Origin of the sequence: Microbacterium sp. M3 (assembly GCF_033548675.1) — a bacterium.
In the GTDB taxonomy this organism is placed as follows: domain Bacteria; phylum Actinomycetota; class Actinomycetes; order Actinomycetales; family Microbacteriaceae; genus Microbacterium; species Microbacterium arthrosphaerae.
Genome location: NZ_JAWTZT010000003.1, coordinates 228522 through 244823, shown reverse-complemented (window position 1 = coordinate 244823; position 16302 = coordinate 228522). Strand labels below are relative to the sequence as shown.

General features: G+C 72.7%; 16 protein-coding genes and 1 riboswitch. Of the genes, 8 read left to right on the top strand and 8 right to left on the bottom strand.

All coding sequences use genetic code 11. The features are described from left to right. Positions 1 to 10 precede the first annotated feature (10 nt). The 4 genes from R8Z57_RS10915 to R8Z57_RS10900 all read right to left on the bottom strand — a co-directional run bounded on the left by R8Z57_RS10915 (position 11) and on the right by R8Z57_RS10900 (position 4594). Positions 11 to 973 (bottom strand): ABC transporter permease, encoded by a 963-nt coding sequence (locus tag R8Z57_RS10915; RefSeq protein WP_318353793.1) that lies wholly within the window; start codon positions 971 to 973, stop codon positions 11 to 13. Continuing rightward, on the bottom strand, positions 970 to 1920 hold the full coding sequence (locus tag R8Z57_RS10910) for an ABC transporter permease (RefSeq protein WP_318353792.1): 951 nt from the start codon (positions 1918 to 1920) through the stop codon (positions 970 to 972). The genes R8Z57_RS10915 and R8Z57_RS10910 overlap by 4 nt, the downstream gene beginning before the upstream one ends. Beyond that, entirely contained in the window at positions 1917 to 3425 is a 1509-nt protein-coding gene (locus R8Z57_RS10905) for an ABC transporter substrate-binding protein (protein ID WP_318353791.1), read from the bottom strand. The genes R8Z57_RS10910 and R8Z57_RS10905 overlap by 4 nt, the downstream gene beginning before the upstream one ends. A gap of 158 nt (positions 3426 to 3583) precedes the next feature. Next, complete coding sequence (locus tag R8Z57_RS10900) at positions 3584 to 4594, bottom strand: alpha/beta hydrolase (RefSeq protein ID WP_318353790.1); 1011 nt, start codon at positions 4592 to 4594, stop codon at positions 3584 to 3586. A gap of 66 nt (positions 4595 to 4660) precedes the next feature. On the opposite strand from R8Z57_RS10900, the gene R8Z57_RS10895 reads away from it, so the two are divergent. The 3 genes from R8Z57_RS10895 to R8Z57_RS10885 all read left to right on the top strand — a co-directional run bounded on the left by R8Z57_RS10895 (position 4661) and on the right by R8Z57_RS10885 (position 6517). After that, positions 4661 to 5167 carry a carboxymuconolactone decarboxylase family protein gene (locus R8Z57_RS10895; protein ID WP_318353789.1) on the top strand — a complete coding sequence of 169 codons (507 nt, stop codon included), beginning with the start codon at positions 4661 to 4663 and terminating at the stop codon, positions 5165 to 5167. A 74-nt stretch (positions 5168 to 5241) separates the two neighbouring features. Beyond that, entirely contained in the window at positions 5242 to 5937 is a 696-nt protein-coding gene (locus R8Z57_RS10890; protein ID WP_378723262.1) for a tyrosine-protein phosphatase, read from the top strand. Positions 5938 to 6040: 103 nt separating this feature from the next. Then, positions 6041 to 6517: an SIP domain-containing protein gene (locus R8Z57_RS10885; protein WP_318353787.1), complete on the top strand. Its 477-nt coding sequence runs from the start codon at positions 6041 to 6043 to the stop codon at positions 6515 to 6517. A gap of 34 nt (positions 6518 to 6551) precedes the next feature. Here the strand turns inward: R8Z57_RS10885 and R8Z57_RS10880 are convergent, their stop codons facing one another. The 4 genes from R8Z57_RS10880 to R8Z57_RS10865 form a co-directional block, all read right to left on the bottom strand. After that, a complete protein-coding gene (locus tag R8Z57_RS10880; protein WP_318353786.1) occupies positions 6552 to 7010 on the bottom strand; it encodes a Fe-S oxidoreductase in 459 nt (152 codons plus the stop codon). Then, positions 7007 to 7840, bottom strand: a complete 834-nt coding sequence (locus tag R8Z57_RS10875; RefSeq protein ID WP_318353785.1) for an arginase family protein — start codon at positions 7838 to 7840, stop codon at positions 7007 to 7009. The genes R8Z57_RS10880 and R8Z57_RS10875 overlap by 4 nt, the downstream gene beginning before the upstream one ends. 232 nt (positions 7841 to 8072) lie before the next feature. Next, on the bottom strand, positions 8073 to 8813 hold the full coding sequence (locus R8Z57_RS10870) for a PspA/IM30 family protein (RefSeq protein WP_318353784.1): 741 nt from the start codon (positions 8811 to 8813) through the stop codon (positions 8073 to 8075). A gap of 93 nt (positions 8814 to 8906) precedes the next feature. Continuing rightward, positions 8907 to 10958 (bottom strand): TPM domain-containing protein, encoded by a 2052-nt coding sequence (locus R8Z57_RS10865; protein WP_318353783.1) that lies wholly within the window; start codon positions 10956 to 10958, stop codon positions 8907 to 8909. Positions 10959 to 11218: 260 nt separating this feature from the next. On the opposite strand from R8Z57_RS10865, the gene R8Z57_RS10860 reads away from it, so the two are divergent. The 5 genes from R8Z57_RS10860 (at position 11219) to R8Z57_RS10840 (ending at position 16219) form a co-directional block, all read left to right on the top strand. Then, positions 11219 to 12061, top strand: a complete 843-nt coding sequence (locus R8Z57_RS10860; protein ID WP_318353782.1) for a DUF3097 domain-containing protein — start codon at positions 11219 to 11221, stop codon at positions 12059 to 12061. Between the two features lie 211 nt (positions 12062 to 12272). Then, positions 12273 to 13013 carry a tRNA (guanosine(46)-N7)-methyltransferase TrmB gene (gene trmB, locus R8Z57_RS10855; RefSeq protein WP_318353781.1) on the top strand — a complete coding sequence of 247 codons (741 nt, stop codon included), beginning with the start codon at positions 12273 to 12275 and terminating at the stop codon, positions 13011 to 13013. A gap of 41 nt (positions 13014 to 13054) precedes the next feature. After that, complete coding sequence (locus R8Z57_RS10850) at positions 13055 to 13957, top strand: type II CAAX endopeptidase family protein (protein ID WP_318353780.1); 903 nt, start codon at positions 13055 to 13057, stop codon at positions 13955 to 13957. Positions 13958 to 14007: 50 nt separating this feature from the next. After that, positions 14008 to 14072, top strand: a riboswitch (guanidine-III (ykkC-III) riboswitch). 9 nt (positions 14073 to 14081) lie between these two features. After that, positions 14082 to 14402, top strand: a complete 321-nt coding sequence (locus R8Z57_RS10845) for a multidrug efflux SMR transporter (RefSeq protein ID WP_318353779.1) — start codon at positions 14082 to 14084, stop codon at positions 14400 to 14402. 161 nt (positions 14403 to 14563) lie between these two features. After that, the gene (locus R8Z57_RS10840) at positions 14564 to 16219 is read left to right on the top strand and encodes a SulP family inorganic anion transporter (RefSeq protein WP_318353778.1); all 1656 of its coding nucleotides are present in this window, start codon (positions 14564 to 14566) and stop codon (positions 16217 to 16219) included. The last annotated feature ends 83 nt before the right edge of the window (positions 16220 to 16302 follow it).

Below are 16302 nucleotides of genomic sequence, written 5' to 3'. Positions count from 1 at the left end.
GCGCGGCCGCTCACGAGACGACCTCGGGGATGTGAAGGCGCGCTCTGCGCGTCGCGAACGGGCTGCGCGACAGCGTCGGATCGGTGACCTCGCGCAGCGCGTCGCCGAGGAGGTTGAGACCGAGCACCGTCAGCGTGATGGCGAGGCCCGGCCACACCACCGACAGCGGGTGCACGCCGATGAACTGCTGCAGCTGCGCGAGCAGCAGCCCCCACGAGGGCTCCGTGACGGGCGCCCCGAAGCCGAGGTACGACAGGCCCGCCTCGGCGAGCACGGCGACGGCCATGCCCCACGAGAGCTGCACGATGAACACCGGCGCGACGTTCGGGAGCAGGTGGCGCCAGAGGTTCTGCGCCGGCGTGAGCCCCGACGCCCTCCCCGCGAGCACGAAGTCGCTGTGCAGCACGCGCCGCAGCTCGGGGCGGGTGACGCGCGCGATGTTGACGCCGAAGCCGATCCCGACGGCCCAGATCACGACCCAGAGCGAGCCGCCCCAGACCGCCGAGATCATCATCGCGATGATCAGCACCGGGAACGCGATCAGGATGTCGACGAACACGGCGACCGACTCGCGCACCCACCGTGCGGTGAGCGCCCCGAGCGCTGCCAGGGCGATGCCGATCACGGTTGCGATGACCCCGGCGCCGACGGCGACGAAGACGGTGGTGCGCGCCCCGGCCATGAGCAGGCTCAGGATGTCGCGACCCGAGCCGTCGGTTCCCAGCAGGTGGGGCCAGCCCGGCAGCGCCCAGCGGTTCGCGATGTCGACCTTGCGGGGGTCGAACGGCGTCCAGAAGCGGGAGACGAGCGCGGTGAGGCAGACGACCGCGACCACGATGAGCCCGAAGCGCCCGGTCGACAGCGCCCACAGTCGGCGCAGCCACCCCCAGCGCGAGCGACGCCGTGACGCGGACGGCGCCGCGGTCGCGGCATCCGTCTGCGCGCCCGTGGCCCGGCCTGTGGAACGGCTCATGACGCCTCCCGCTGCCGAGGGTCGATCGCGCGGTGCACCAGGTCGACGACGAAGCCGACGATGAGCACGAACCCGGTGAGGGCGAGCAGTTCGCCCTGCACCTTGGGCAGATCCCGCGCGGCGACGTCGGCCACGAGCATGCGCCCGATGCCCGGGAGCGAGAACAGCTGCTCGATCACGACGGCGCCGACGATGATGCCCGCCACCTGCAGCCCGAGCACCGTGATGACCGAGAGCCCGACGACGGGGAGGCCATGGCGGATGAGCGCCTGGTCGCGGGTGAGACCCTTCGCGGCGGCCGTGCGCACGAAGTCCTGACCGACCGCCTGCAGCGTCGCGCTGCGCACGAACCGCAGCAGCATCGCGCCCTCGACGATCCCGATGGTGAGCGCGGGGAGGATCAGCGAGCGCAGGGCCGCCCAGGGATCGTCCCACCCCGAGCGCGGGAACCCCTGCGCCGGCAGCCAGCCGAGCCACACGGCGAAGATGACCACGAGCATCATCCCCGCCCAGACGACCGGCACGGCCGCGAGCGCCTGCGCGCCGACGCTGAGGCCGGTGCCCGAAGCCCGGCCGCGGCGCATCGCCGACAGCACGCCGAGGGGCACGCTGATGACGACGGCGATCAGCAGCGCGAGGATGCCGAGCGGCACGGTCACCTCGGCCTTCTGGGCGAGCTCCTCCACGACGCTCGTGCCCGTCAGCAGTGAGGTGCCGAGGTCGCCCCGGAAGAGCCCGCCGATCCACGCGAGGTACTGCGCCGTGAGCGGCTGGTCCAGGCCCAGCCGCTCACGGATCGCGTCCTGCTGCTCGGGGGTCGACCCGACGCCCGCGATGAGCCCCGCGATGTCGCCGGGGAGGACCCGGAGGGTGAGGAAGATGAGCACGCTGGCGACGAGAAGCCCGAGCAGCAGCAGGGCGAATCGGGTCAGCGCGTACCGGATCACCCGTCCAGTTTGCCGATCTCGGCGAGATCGAGGCGCTCGTTCACGTTGATCGAGGGCATACCCGTGATGTGAGACCCGACCGCGACGACCGAGGCGCCGTTGTAGAGCCAGTCTGCGGCGTGGTCCTCGGCGACGATGCGCGCGGCCTGCGCGAGCAGGTCGGCGGCCTCGGACTCGTCGGTCGCCGCGAGCGACTGCGCGTAGAGCTCCTGCACCTCGGGGTTGTCGTAGGTGAAGTAGTAGTCGGGGTTCGCCCAGTTCTCGAAGTCGCGCGCCTCCGTGTGCAGCACGAAGCTGAGGTCGTAGTCCCGGTTGGTGTAGACGTCGGTGAGCCACGTCGAGAAATCGACCGAGTCGACCTCCAGCGTGATGCCCACCTCGTCGAGGTCCGACACGAGGATCTGCGGGATCGTCGTCGAGTAGAAGTTGGGGATCGTGAGCGTCAGCTCGAGGTCTTCCGCGTCGGCCTCCTTCAGCAGCTCCCTGGCCGCCTCGGGGTCGTACGGCGCGACGTCGGAGAGGTCCTCATAGCCCGGGTCGAGCTCGGGGATCGGACCGTACTGGGTCTGGCCGGAGGCGAGGGCCTCGATGATCGCGTCGTGGTCGATCGCCTGCCGGATGGCCTGGCGCACGCGCTTGTCTTCGAGCGGGCTGCCCGGCGCCTGGTTGAACGCGAGCGTGCCCTTGTCGGTGGACTGGCCGAGCACGAGCGCGAAGTCGCCGTCGGCCTCGATCTGCTCCTTGAGGTTCGCATCGAACCCCGTCAGCACGTCGATCTCACCGGCGAGCGCCGCGTTCATCGCGGCCTGGTTGTCGGGGATGTAGTCGAACACCACCTCGGCGACCCCGGCCGGGTCGCCCCAGTACGCGTCGTTGCGCAGGAAGGTGATGCTGTCGCCCTGGCGCCAGTCGTCCAGCACGAACGGTCCCGTGCCGTTCGCGGCGGTCTGATAGTCGACGGTGTCGCCTTCCTTGAGCACGATGCCGGCGCGGCCGGTGAGGTTCCACAGCAGGCTCGAGTCCGGCTCGCTGAGGGCGAGCACGACGTCCTGGCCGTCGGCGGTGATCGACGTGACGTTCGCCAGGCGCGCGGAGTCGCGCCACTCGGGCGAGTCGCGCCGCGTCGTCAGCGACCAGACGACGTCCTGCGGGGTGAGCGGCTGCCCGTCGTGGAAGGTGACGTCCTCGCGCAGCGTGAACGTGTACGTCAGGCCGTCCGGGGAGACCGTCCAGTCGCTCGCAAGGGCCGGCACGATGTCCTGCTCCGGGGTGCGCGCGACGAGTCCCTGGTAGATGTTGTCGACCAGGATCTGGTCGAGCGCCGAGCCCGCCGTCTCGCGGATGTCGAGATTGCCGGGCTCCAGCACCAGCCGGATCGCCACCGAGGCGTCCGGGTCGGGCTCACCGGTGGGCGTGGGCGCGGCGTCGCCACCCCCGCCGCCGCAGGCGGTGAGAGTGAGCAGTCCCGCGACGAGCGCGGCGGCGAGGGCGGAGCGGCGGAGCATGAAGGTCCTTTCGGGAGGGTCCCGTGTGCTGTGCGGCAGCGGCGGCGTGATCAGGCGACGCCGGTGCGCCTCCCAGCCTAGGGAAATCGCGATGGGGCGCGGCGATCCGGTACCCGGAACGCAACAGAAGCGTTAAGCCTTCCCGCCGCCTCGCCGGATCAGGCGTTCTCAGCCTGCGTGCGCAGTCGGCCGCCGAGCTCGAGCGGGATCTCCTCCTGCACGTTGTGGCCGGAAGACACGGTGACGACGGATGCCGCGGGCACGCGCCGCAGGAACTCCTCGGCATCCGCCTCCGTGACGTAGCCGCGGTCGCCGCGGATGAGCGTCGTCGGCGCGGCGACGGCCGCGAGATCCTCCCAGCCCGATTCTCCGAGGACCGCGGCCACGGCGTCGGGCCCGTCGACGGGCGGCGACGCCGGCGGGTGAGGTGCCGCCGGCGCGGGCCCGTTCGCGGACTCGGGCTCAGCCTCCGCGGCGGCCGCCGCGGAGGCCGCGTTCGCGAGGTGCGCGAAGTGGTGCTTCCACTCGACCCGGCCGTCGGGCCGGACCCGGGAGTTGAAGTACACGCCGCGCTCGACCTTGCGCCGCGTGCCGCCGCCGAGTCTGAACGCGATCGCCCGGTCGACCAGCTCGTCGCGCGAGGCCCAGTCCACGGGCCCCGCGAAGAAGTCGCGAATCTGGCTCGGACCGGCGCTCGCGTCGACGCCGGGCGTGATGTCGATGACGACGAGCTCGCGCACCAGGTCCGGCCGCGACGCCGCGACAGCGGCTGCGGTCAGGCCGCCCAGCGACTGCCCGACCAGCAGCTGCGGGGCGTCGGTCCACGCGTCCATGCCGGCGGCGACGTCGGGTGCCAGCACGCGCCCGACGTAGGCGAGATCGTCGCGCCACGACGAGTCGCCGTGCCCGGGAAGATCGATCGCGAGCGCCGGCAGCCCGAGCGCGAGGATCGTGGTGTCCCACGTGTGGGCGTTGAGGCCGGCGCCGTGCAGGAACGTCACGAGGGGCGGGGCCGCCGGCGCGTCGGCGGGGGAGTAGCGCAGCGCGCTCAGCGTGCGGCCGCCCGGCAGGGGAAGCACCAGGCGCTCGCCGCGGGGCGGGGTGGCCTCGATGCCGGCCTCGGCGGCCTGCTCGGGAAGGAACGAGAACTCGTCGATGGGGTCGCTCACCCGCTCATTGTGCCGCAGACCGGGGAGGCCGGCCCGGCGCCCGTCCGCCGTCGATAGTCTGGCGTCATGGCAGAACACCGCGTCCACCTGTCGCGGGCGGCGCGTCCCGCCTACCAGGCCCTCTCGGCCTTCTCGAAGACCGTCGGCGACATCGCGGCCCAGAGCGGCGTCGACGACCGGCTCAAGGAGCTGGTGCAGATCCACGCCTCGCAGCTGAACGGCTGCGCCTACTGCGTGCGCGTGCACGTCGAGCGCGCGGTCGCCGCCGGGGTGACGGCTGACGTGATCGCACAGGTTCCGGTGTGGCGCGACTCCGGGGTGTTCTCCGAGCGGGAGCGCGCGGGCCTCGAGCTCGCCGAGGCGCATGTCTTCATCCACGACGACGGCGTGCCCGACGACGTGTACGACCGGGTGGGGAGCGTGCTCAGCGAGAAGGAGTACGTGGCGCTCAGCTGGATCCTCGTCTCGATCAGCGCCTTCAACCGCATCGCCATCGCGGGCCGCTACAGCGTGCCGCCGCGCGACGACCTCGACGGCGAAGACAAGGACGCCGCCGCGGGCGCCGCGTGGTGACCGAGCGCCCCGGCGCGCCGGCCTGGGCATCCTCCGATCCCGAGCGGCCGGCCGATCCCGTCGTGCCGGGGGCGATGAATCTCCGCGACGTGGGCGGCTTGCGCGCCGGCTCGGCCGCGACGCGCTACCGCGTGCTGTTCCGGTCGGGCAATCTCGCGCGGCTCGACGAGCAGGGCACGCGCGCGCTGGCCGACCTGCGACTGCGCCGCATCATCGACCTGCGCGCCGACGACGAGGTGCAGCGCGAGCCGAGCCGCATCGCCGGGCTCGATGTCGTCACCCAGCGCGTGCCGCTGTTCCTCGGGTCGGTGGAGTCGTTCTTCCGCGACGACCTCAGTCTCGACGAGATGTACCGGCAGCTGGTGGACGACTCGGCCGAAGGGGTCGTCGCGGTGGTCCGCGGCATCCTCGCCGATCAGCCCGTCCTCGTGCACTGCACCGTCGGCAAGGACCGCACCGGCGTGACGATCGCGCTCACCCTCGCGGCGGCCGGCGTCGATGCCGACGCGGTGATCGGCGACTACGCGCGCACCGAGGGTCTGCTCCCGCCGCGCCGCAACCGCCGCATCGTCGAGGTGCTGCGCTCGATGCATCCTGACGCCGTCCATCTCGAGGACCTCGCCACCCGCTCGCCGGCGCCGGTCATGCGCGCGCTCCTGGACGACGTCGCGCGGCGCTACGGGTCGGCAGACGGGTACCTTCGCGCGCACGGCCTCGCCGACGACGAGATCGCCGAGCTGCGTCGGGTGCTGGTGCAGCGCGAGAGCTGAGGTCCCGGCATCCGTCATCGTCCGGTGGTCGACCGCCTCCACTGTTGCCGTCCGTTGCGCTGAGGTTAGGCAACCCTTCCCACGGCGGTATAGTGGAGGCGTCATGTCGCACACCACCGAGTCCCCGGCCGTCGCGCACAACGCGTCGGCGTGCCGTTCGTCGCGTCACACGCGCGTGCAGCACCTCATCACGGCCGACGAGTCGTCGCTGGCCGAGCTCGAGGCGATGCTCGCGACGCTGCCGATCTGCTCGACCGGTCGCGTGTTCATCGAGATCCCGGATGCCTCGTGGCTGGCCGAGATCGCCGCCCCGAGCCGCATGGTGGTGACGTGGCTCGACCGCTCGCAGCGCTCGGGCGCCCCCGGCACCGGCCGTGGATGCGGATCGGGCGAAGCGCTCACGCGCGCCGTCACCGCCTGGGCCGACGAGATGCTGTGCGCCGAGGACGACCAGACGCGCATCCACCTCCTCGGCGGCTACCTCGGCACGGCCGACATCGTCGACCACCTGGTGGCGCTCGGCATCCGCGCGGACGCGATCCACACCCCTGCGCAGTACGGACTCACGACCGCGCGCTGAGCCCGGACGGGCGAAGCCCAGGCGACGCAGGGCGTCACGCCGCGCCGCGCGGCACGTAGTTGCCGTCTTCGAGACCGGCCTCGATCTCGAACCGGTTGCGCAGCGGGTCGCGACCGGCGAAGAGGTACAGCACGGGCATCAGCAGCCCGTACCGCTGCCACTGCCGCTTGTGCACCGCCTCGTGGCGCAGCAGCGCGTCGGTGAGGCGGCCGTCGCCGGTGAGGAAGCAGCCGCCCACGCACGAGCCGCCGCGCGGGAACGTCCACCCCGGCATGCCGCGGAACACCCACAGGCCCTCGCGCCGCTCGACGCGCCCGGTGCTCCACAGCGAGCCCCACACCCACCCGACCGCGCACCCGTACCAGTACCCGACGCGGCTGACGGGGGAGTCGAGCAGGAACCCCGGGATGCGCGCGTCGACGCGGCGGCCGCGGACCACCGCTCGTTCGGCCGCGGCGCGCCACCCGGCGGGCGGCCTCGGGATGGGGCTCACGCGAGCGCCCCGATGACACGCAGGATCGCGCCGAGATCGTCGGTGGCGGCGGCGAGCGACGCGGGGGAGTAGCCGGCGAGGGATGCCCCGACCAGCGGCACGCGCTGGCGCAGCCGCCCGAGGGCGGCCGTGAGCTCGGCCACCGTGACGCCGAACGGCTCGGGATGCGCGTTGCCGGCGATCTCGGCCGGATCGAGCGCGTCGATGTCGACGTGGACGTAGACGGCGTCGGCTCCGGTCGCGGCCACGGCGTCGGCGAGGGCATCGGGGTCGCGCAGAGCGTCGACGGTGAGCGCGGTGATGCCGTGCGCCGAGATGATGTCGAGCTCCGGATCGTCGAACGACCGGGCGCCGCCCACGATCACGCGGTCGGCGGCCACCGCGCCGTCGAGTGACAGCCCGTGCCAGCCGTCGCCGATCACCGCGCGCAGCGCCATGCCCGCGAACGCGCCCGAGGGCGATGACTCGGGCGAGTTGAGGTCGGGGTGCGCGTCGATCCACACCACCGCCAGCCCGGGCGAGCGACGGGCGGCGTGCGCGATCGGCGCGAGAGCGATGCCGCAGTCGCCGCCGATGGTGAGCACCGCCTCGTCGGGTGCGACCGCCGCGTGGGCGTCGAGGGCCTCGGCGATCATGCCGCGCACCCGCACCAGCGAGCTGAGGCGATGGATGCCGCTGCCGAGCGACTCGCCGGCCTCCATCGGGACGTCCAGCATCGTGGTGGCCGCCCGCGGCAGGTCTCCAGCGATCGCCTGGGCGCCGTCGATGAGCTGCATCGCGCGGGAGGACGGGCTCCCCTGCCACTGCGGGACCACGAGATAGCGCGTCATCCCCTCATCTTCCCGCACCCGCGGCTGCCGCGGCATCCGTCCCTCCTACGCCGTCGAGACGCCACAATCCCGGCGAGACGCCACGTCCCTGGCGCCGACGACGTGGAGTCTCGCCGAGACGGTGCGATGTCGATGGGCGGGGGCTCGGGGGCGGGCGCGGGCGCGGAGGCCGAGAACGAGACGAAGGCGCCGGATCCTCGCGGACCCGGCGCCTTCGTCGTGAGCGTCTGGCTCAGTGCTCGATCGCGGCCTGCTGCGGCGTCGCACCGGACTTCAGCGCGGCCAGACGCGCCTCGACCTCGGTGAGCTCGCCGACGTCCTCGAGGGCGTTGAACTGCGCGTCCAGCGACGACGCGGCGAGCTCCTGCTTGCCGGCCGCGAGCGCCTCCTGGCGACGCACCTTGTCTTCGAAGCGGCCGAGCTCGCTGGTCGGGTCGAGCACGTCGATCGACTTGACGGCGTCGTGCACCTTGTTCTGGGCCTCGGCGACCTTGGCGCGCGAGAGCAGCTCGGCGCGCTTGGCCTTCAGCTGCTCCAGCTTCTGCTTCATGCCGTTGAGGCCGTCCTTGAGCTTGGCGACGACCTCGTTCTGCGCGGCGATGGTCGGCGCGATCGCCTTGGCCTCGTTCTCCTCGCTGATCTGGCGCTGCAGCGCGATCTTGGCGAGGTTGTCGAACTTGTCGGCGTCGGTGGTGTTGCCGACCTGGCGCAGCTCGTCGGCCTTGCGGCTCGCGGCGAGGGCCTTGTTGCCCCACTCCGAGGCGGCCTGGATGTCTTCCTGGTGGTCGCGCTCGAGCAGACGCAGGTTGCCGATGGTCTCGGCGATGGCCGACTCGGCGTCGGCGATCGAGTTGGTGTAGTCGCGCACGAGCTGGTCGAGCATCTTCTGCGGGTCCTCGGCCGAGTCGAGGAGCGCGTTGATGTTCGCCTTCATGAGGGTCGAGATGCGACCGAAGATGGACTGCTTCGCCATGGGATTTCCTTCCGGTTGGACTTCAGTGCTGACGAGATCGAGTGATTCCGGATGCCGCGTCCGCCGCGTGCGGACGGCCCGGCCGGTGCGGGGTCAGAAGCGGCCACCCCCTCGGCGCATGCGGGTGCCGCCGCCGCCGAAGCTGCCCGGCCGGAATCCGCCGCCCGAGGAGCGCCCGCCGCCGCCGAGCATGCCGCCGAGGCCGCCGCCCATGCCCCCGCCGAGGCCGCCGGACGAGCGACCGCCGCCCAGCACCGAGTTGAGGACGATGCCGCCGAGCACGGCGCCGAGCATGCCGCCGCCCGACTGCCCGCCCTGGCCGCCGCCGCCGAACATGCCGCCCATCCCGCCCATGCCGCCGCCGAAGGCGCCCACGTCGTTCTGCGCCAGCTGGATCGACAGGCCCGCGAGCTGATCCGCGCGCTGCGCGTGCTGCATCGCCTGCTGCGGGTCGCCCGACTGCAGCGCCTGCGCCCGGGCGAGCGAGGCGCCCGCCTCGGCGAGCCGCGTGCGCGCCTCGGCGCCGACGGCGCCGCGGCGGGCGGTGATGTAGTCCTCGGCCGCCGAGACCTGGGCCTGCGCCTGCATGATGACCTGGCCGACCATCTGCCGTGCCCGCTGCGCCTGGGCCTCGGCATCCCGCACGCCCTGCACGAGGGTGTCGATCTGCGAGTTCGCCGCCTCGAGGCTCTGGAGCGCCGCGAGCGGACGCTTGGCGGTGCCGGTGAGCTGCGTGCGGGCCGCGTCGAGCTGCTGCCGGGTCGCGGCGATGACGCCGGCCACGCGCCCGTCGGCATCGGGCAGCGTCGCCGCGATCGCGAGGTCGCTCTCGAGCTCGGTCACGAGGGCGGCCGCGCTGCGCTCGCCCTCGGCGAGATCGGCGGCGAGCTTGTCGATGGCGTTCTCGAGGAGCGCGGCCTGCCCGACGGCCTCCTCGGCCGCCCGGATGCCGACGGCCGCCTCGCCGCCCTCTCCTGCGCCGATCGCGGCCTGCGCGGCGGTCAGCTGCTCGTCGGCGAACGCGAGGCGCTCGCGCGCCTGCTCGGGGTTGTCGGCGACGGTGGCCAGGGCCTCCGGCGCGTACGCCGCGCGCAGGCTCTGCAGCCGCGCCGTCGCCTGGTCGAGGGCGGCCGCGGCCTTGGCCCGCTCGTCCTGCACGCGTGCGAGCGCCTCGGGGGCGTTCTGCTCGAGCTTGCGCAGCTCGTCGAAGGCCGCCGCCTTCTCGTCGAGCAGCGCGTTGGAGGTCTCGCACAGCGCGATGATGCGCTCGTTCCACGCGCGGGTGTCCTGCTCGCTGTCGGGCTCGGCGTCGTCGAGCCGCTGCTTGAGCCCGAAGGCCTCGTCGAGGCTCTGCCGCGCGGTCGCGAGCGCCGCCTCGAACTCGGCGGTCGCGGCATCCCCGAACTGCGCCTTGGCGAAGCCGAGCTCCTGCGCGCTGGTCTTCAGCGCGTCGTCGGTCTCGACCAGCAGCGACGCCGCACGACGCTCGAGCTCTTCGATGCTCGGCTGCGGGGGGCCGGCGGGCCCGCTCGGCACCGCGCCGCGCTTGCGGCGACGCAGGAACACCACGAGGAGCAGCACGGCCACGCCGACGGCGACGACCACGAGCACCCAGGTGAACCACGACGCCCCTCCGGACGAACCCGCGTCGCCGGCGCCCGACCCGCCACCCTCGGCGTCGGTGATGCCGGTGGCTGCGGCATCCACCGCTCCCAGCCAGTCGTCCTGCGAGAGCGCGGGCTGGATCTGCTGCTGCTCGATGGCCGCGAGCTGCTCGTCGCTCAGCGGACCGGTGGCGTCGCCCCACAGGTAGAACTGGCGGCCGTCGACGGCGACGGCGAGCAGGTACTGGGTCGGGCCGAGACCGTTGTCGTCGGCGGTCTGGTACGTCCATTCGGTGGCATCGGACGGATCGGTGAAGGTATCGACGTACGCGACCCACAGGTCGAGGCCGGTGTCGGACTTGAGCTGCTCGAGGCGCTGCTGCGCCTGGGCCTCCTGCGCGTTCGACAGGACGTCGGCGTCGTCGAGGACGTAGTCCGAATCGAGGGCGACCGGAGGTGTGGCCAGCGCCGCGGACCCGCCCAGCGACGTGGCCGCGATCACCGCCGCGGCCGCCAGCGCTGCAGCCCATCGCAGTCGCATCGATCCCCCTCCGGGACTCGGGTTCCCCTGCGGCGAGTCTATTCAGCCGCGGGGATACGACGATAGCCCACGGCCCCCGCGCCGCATGTGTGTTCGCCGAGAACGTACGGCCGCGCCGACCCCGCCGCCAACTCAACGGGAATGACGTGGAGGACGGATGCCGCGACCCGCCGCTGTGCGCGGCTGGTCGGGCGCGGGCGCGGGTCGCTGCCGGCCGAGGCGCGGGCCGGCGGGTAGCCTGGCCGATCCGGAGGAGGACCATGGACGATCGCTACGGCGCCGATGTGCTGGCCACGGGCTGGAAGGGTCACGGGGTGCGCGAGCTGCCCCGGGTCGCGGCATCCCGCGATCTGGTGGTGGAAGTAGCCGACGACGGCTTCTGCGGCGCCGTCGTCGGGGTGTCGGGCGGCCTGGTCGAGCTCGAGGACCGCCTCGGCCGCCGGCGCATGTTCCCCCTCGGACCGGGCTTCCTCATCGACGGGCGCGACGTCGTGCTGGGGCCGCCGTCTGCGGCGCCGGCGACGACGGGCCCGAAGCGCACGGCATCGGGCTCGTTCGCCGCGGCCGACACCCGCGCCCGCGTCGCGCGCGCCAGCCGCATCCTCGTCGAAGGCCGGCACGACGCCGAGCTCGTCGAGCGGGTGTGGGGCGACGACCTCCGCGCCGAGGGCGTCGTCGTGGAGTACCTCCAGGGCATCGACCTGCTCGACGCCGTGCTCGACGAGGAGCCGCCCTCGGCCGGCCGCCGCTACGGCGTGCTGGTGGACCACCTCGTGCCCGGATCGAAGGAGTCGCGCATCGCCGACGCCGTCGCCCGCGGGCGCCACGGTGCACACGTGCTCATCGTCGGGCACCCCTGGATCGACGTGTGGCAGTGCGTCACGCCGCGCGCCGTCGGCATCGAGCGGTGGCCCGAGGTGCCGCGCGGAATCGAGTTCAAGGTGGGCGTGTGCCGCGCGCTCGGCTGGCCCGCGCGCGACCAGGCCGACCTCGCCCGGGCGTGGCAGCGCATCCTGGCATCGGTGAAGAGCTACCGCGACCTCGAGCCCGCCTTCCTCGGCCGCGTCGAGGAGCTCATCGACTTCGTCACGGTCCCGCAGTAGCCCCGCATCCCACCGCACCGGCGACTCCTGCCCCTGCTCGGACCGCGAGAGTACAGCTGGTGGACGAGAGGTAGGGAAGCACCCCGCACCTCGGCGACCAGCTGTACTCTCGCGGAGACGACGGCACGGACGGCACGGACGGCACGGACGGCACGGACGGCACGGGCCGACCGGCGACGGGAGGTCCCGCGGCCCTGGGTAGCCTGGAGGGGTGACGAATCCCGCCGCGCCCGACGCCCGCACCTTCCGTGAGACCCCGGTGTCGTTCGTGCGCCGGAGTGGGCGGATGTCGGAGGCGCAGGAGCGCGCCTGGACCGAGCTCGCCCCGCAGTACGTGATCGCCGCGCCCCGCGACGTCGCCGCGACGAGCGTCCTGCCGGGATCGGCGATCGACCCGGCGGCGGTGTGGGGGCGCGACGCGCCCCTCGTCGTCGAGATCGGCTCGGGCCAGGGTCACGCCATCGTGCACGCCGCGACGTCGCATCCCGACACCGACTTCCTCGCCATCGAGGTGTTCCGCGCGGGCCTGGCCCGTACGATGCTCGACGCCGACCGCGCCGGGGCGCGCAACCTGCGCCTGGTCGAGGCGAACGCGCCCGAGGTGCTGCAGCACCTGGTGCCCCCGGCATCCGTCGACGAGCTGTGGGTGTTCTTCCCCGACCCGTGGCACAAGAAGAAGCACACGAAGCGGCGCCTCGTCGTTCCCGGCTTCGCCGCCCTCGCCGCGACGGCCCTGAAGGACGGCGGGATGCTGCGCCTGGCCACCGACTGGGAGGACTACGCGCTGCAGATGCGCGAGGTCATGTCGTCGGCGCCCGACTTCGAGGCGACGTTCGAGGGGGAGTGGGCGCCGCGCTTCGACGGCCGCGTGCTCACCGCGTTCGAGCGCAAGGGCGCGCGGGTCGGCCGCGACATCCGCGACCTCTCGTACCGGCGCATCGCGCGGACGTAGCAGCGACGCCACCCGCACCCGACCCGAGGAGCCGCCCCCGCATGCCCGCACAGACCGACGCCGACGCCGCGGCCGCTCCCGCTCTGCCCGCCTGGTCGTGGCGGCTGGCGCCGGCGCTCCTGGTGTGCCTGGCGGCGCCGGCGTTCTTCGTCGTCCGCGTCCCGTGGCTCGGGTGGGTGCTGCTCGCGGCGGGGCTCGCGACCGCGCTGCTGACGGAGAGGACGGATGCCGCGACCCCCGCTCGCAGCGGGCTGCCGGCGGACGGCGGCTCCGGCATCCGTCGACCCTCGCTGCTGCGCGATCTCTCGCTCATCGCCGTGGGGCTGCTCATCGTGAGCGCGATCCCGTTGAAGGCCGAGCTCGACAACGTCGCGATCCTCCGCTTCGGGCTCGCGCTCGGCGGTGCGGTGGCCGTGCCGTACGTGCTGTCGCGCTGGGTGTACCGCGACCGGGCGATCCGCTTCCCCTGGCGCGGCGGTGGACGGTGGACCCGTTTCCAGTGGGCCTGGCTCATCGCGGTGCTGGTGCTCGGCTGGCTGATCCTGCCGTTCTACTTCATCACCTCGGGGGTCTACCTCAACTGGCCCGTCGTCGACACGCCGGACCTCATCGCGCGGCTGTTCGTGGGGGTGGGCGCCGTCGGCATCTGGGACGAGCTGTTCTTCATCTGCACGTGCTTCGCGCTGCTGCGCCGCCACTTCCCGTTCTGGCAGGCGAACGTGCTGCAGGCGGTCGTGTTCGTGTCGTTCCTGTGGGAGCTGGGCTACCAGGCGTGGGGGCCGCTGCTCACGATCCCGTTCGCGCTGCTCATGGGGTACATCTTCATGCGGACGCGCTCGCTCGCGTACGTCGTCACGGTGCATCTGCTCTTCGACGCCGTGGTCTTCCTGGTGCTGGTCCACGCGCACAACCCGGGCGTGCTCGACGGGCTCTTCTTCGTCTGAACGGGCGCTGCGCCGCACGGGCGGTGAACAGGCGGAGCGGGTAAGGTGGCACACGGATCCCACCCGGATCCCCGGACGACGGATCAGTACCCGGTACGCGACAAGACTGGCCAGGAGAACAGTCATGTCGTGGGTCATCCTCATCGTCTCGGGCGTCCTCGAAGCCGTCTGGGCGACCGCGCTCGGCAAGTCCGAGGGCTTCACGAAGCTCTGGCCGACGGTCGTGTTCGGCGTCGCGCTCGTCGCGAGCATGGGCGGGCTGGCGTGGGCGATGCGCGACATCTCGACCGGCACCGCGTACGCCGTGTGGGTCGGGATCGGCGCCTCGCTGACCGTCGCGTACGCCATGATCACGGGCGCGGAGGCCTTCTCGATCGTGAAGCTGCTGCTGATCCTCGGCCTCGTCGGCTGCGTCGTCGGGCTGAAGCTCGTCGGCCACGAGTGATCCTGGAGGACGGATGCCGCGGCATCCGTCCTCCGCCACGCCGACGGTCGCGGAGTATGCCGGGCGGCGGTTTTCGTGCGGATCGCATGAGGCTCGCCCCTGCCTCGCGGGCACTCGCGTGCCAAGGTGGACGTGACCGCGCCATCGATCCAGGAGCCGGAATGCAGCGACCTCTCGCCGGGCTGACCCCGCGCAACCTCGTCACCGAGCTCACCGCCGGCGTCACGCTCCTCGCGATCGCGATCCCGCTCAACATCGGCTACGCCCAGATCGCCGGGCTGCCGCCCACCGCCGGCCTCTACGCGCTGATCGTGCCGACGATCGTCTACGCGCTCGTGGTGTCGTCGCGTCAGCTCGTGGCGTCGCCGGATGCCGCGGCCGCCGCTCTCGTGGCCTCCTCGATCGGCGGGCTCGCGGCGGCGGGCAGTGCGGACTATGCCACGCTGGCGCTCGCGCAGGCCATCATCAGCGGCATCCTGTTCGTGCTGATGGCGGTGTTCAAGCTCGGCTTCCTCGCGAACTTCCTGTCGAAGCCCATCCTCGTCGGCTTCGTCGGCGGGCTCGCGCTCGACATCATGGTGAGCCAGATCGCCAAGATGCTCGGGGTGAAGATCGACTCGGGCGGCGAGTTCGTGGAGAAGGTCTCCGATCTCGTCCTGGGCATGGACACGTTCAACGCGTGGTCGCTCGCCGTCGCGGCCGCATCGGTGGCCGTGCTGCTGCTCGGGCGCGCCTTCCTGCCGCGGATCCCGTGGGCCCTCGTGGTGCTCATCGTGTCGACGGTCGCGGTGGTCGTCGCCGGCCTCGACGACAAGGGCGTCGACGTCCTCGGCGAGGTGCCCGCCGGAGCGCCCTCGTTCACGTGGCCCGTCATCGACTGGTCGCTGTGGCTCGCTCTCGTGCCGTCGGCGATCGCCCTCACCCTCGTCACCACCGCCGAGGGACTTCTGGTCTCGCGGTCGTACGCCGAGAAGCACGGCTACCCGTTCCGCGCGAACCGCGACCTCCTCGCGTTCGGGCTGGGCAACATCGCCGCCGGAGCGCAGGGATCGTTCGCGATGGGCTCCTCGACCTCGCGCACCGCCGCCATGGACCAGTCGGGCTCGCGCACGCAGCTGCCCTCGCTGGTCCTCGCCGCCGGCACGCTGCTGCTCCTGCTGTTCGGCACCGCGCTCCTCGCCGACATCCCGTCGCCCGCCATCGGCGCGGTCGTCGGGGTCGCGATCCTGCCGCTGCTCGGCATCCGCGAGTTCCGTGAGCTGTGGCGGCAGGACCGGTTCGAGTTCGCCGTAGGCGCGGTCTGCTTCCTCGTCACCCTCTTCGTGGGGGCGATCCCGGGCATCCTGGTCGCCTTCGTCCTGGCGCTCATCAATCTCGCCCAGCGCGCGGCCAACCCCGCCATCGACGTGCTCGCGGCGGACGGCGATCCGAAGCGGTCGCTGCTGGCCGACGCGCCCGCCGGCAGCACCACGGCGCCCGGCATGGTCGTCGTCCGTCTGGCGGCGCCGCTCTTCTTCGCCAACGGCACGGTGTTCACCGCCGCCGTCAAGCGCGCCGTCACCTCCGCCGACGAGCAGGTGCACCACGTGGTCCTCGACATGGAAGCGGTCACCGACGTCGATGTCACCGGGGCCGAGGCGTTCGAGACCCTCGAGGCCTGGCTCGACGGCGAGGGCATCGACCTCGCGTTCAGTCGCATGCGCCCCGAGACGCGCGATCGGCTCGTGCAGCTCGGACTGCTGACGGATCAGCAGGTGTTCGAGACGAACCGCGCCGCCGTCGCCGCGCTCGCGGCACCGGCTCGCGGGAACGCCTGACCCCGCGGCACGCCCCGCGGGGCTAGCAGGGCCGCACGAGAGGGTCAAGGCGTTCGCCCGCGGCACGGCAGCGGGGCAGACTC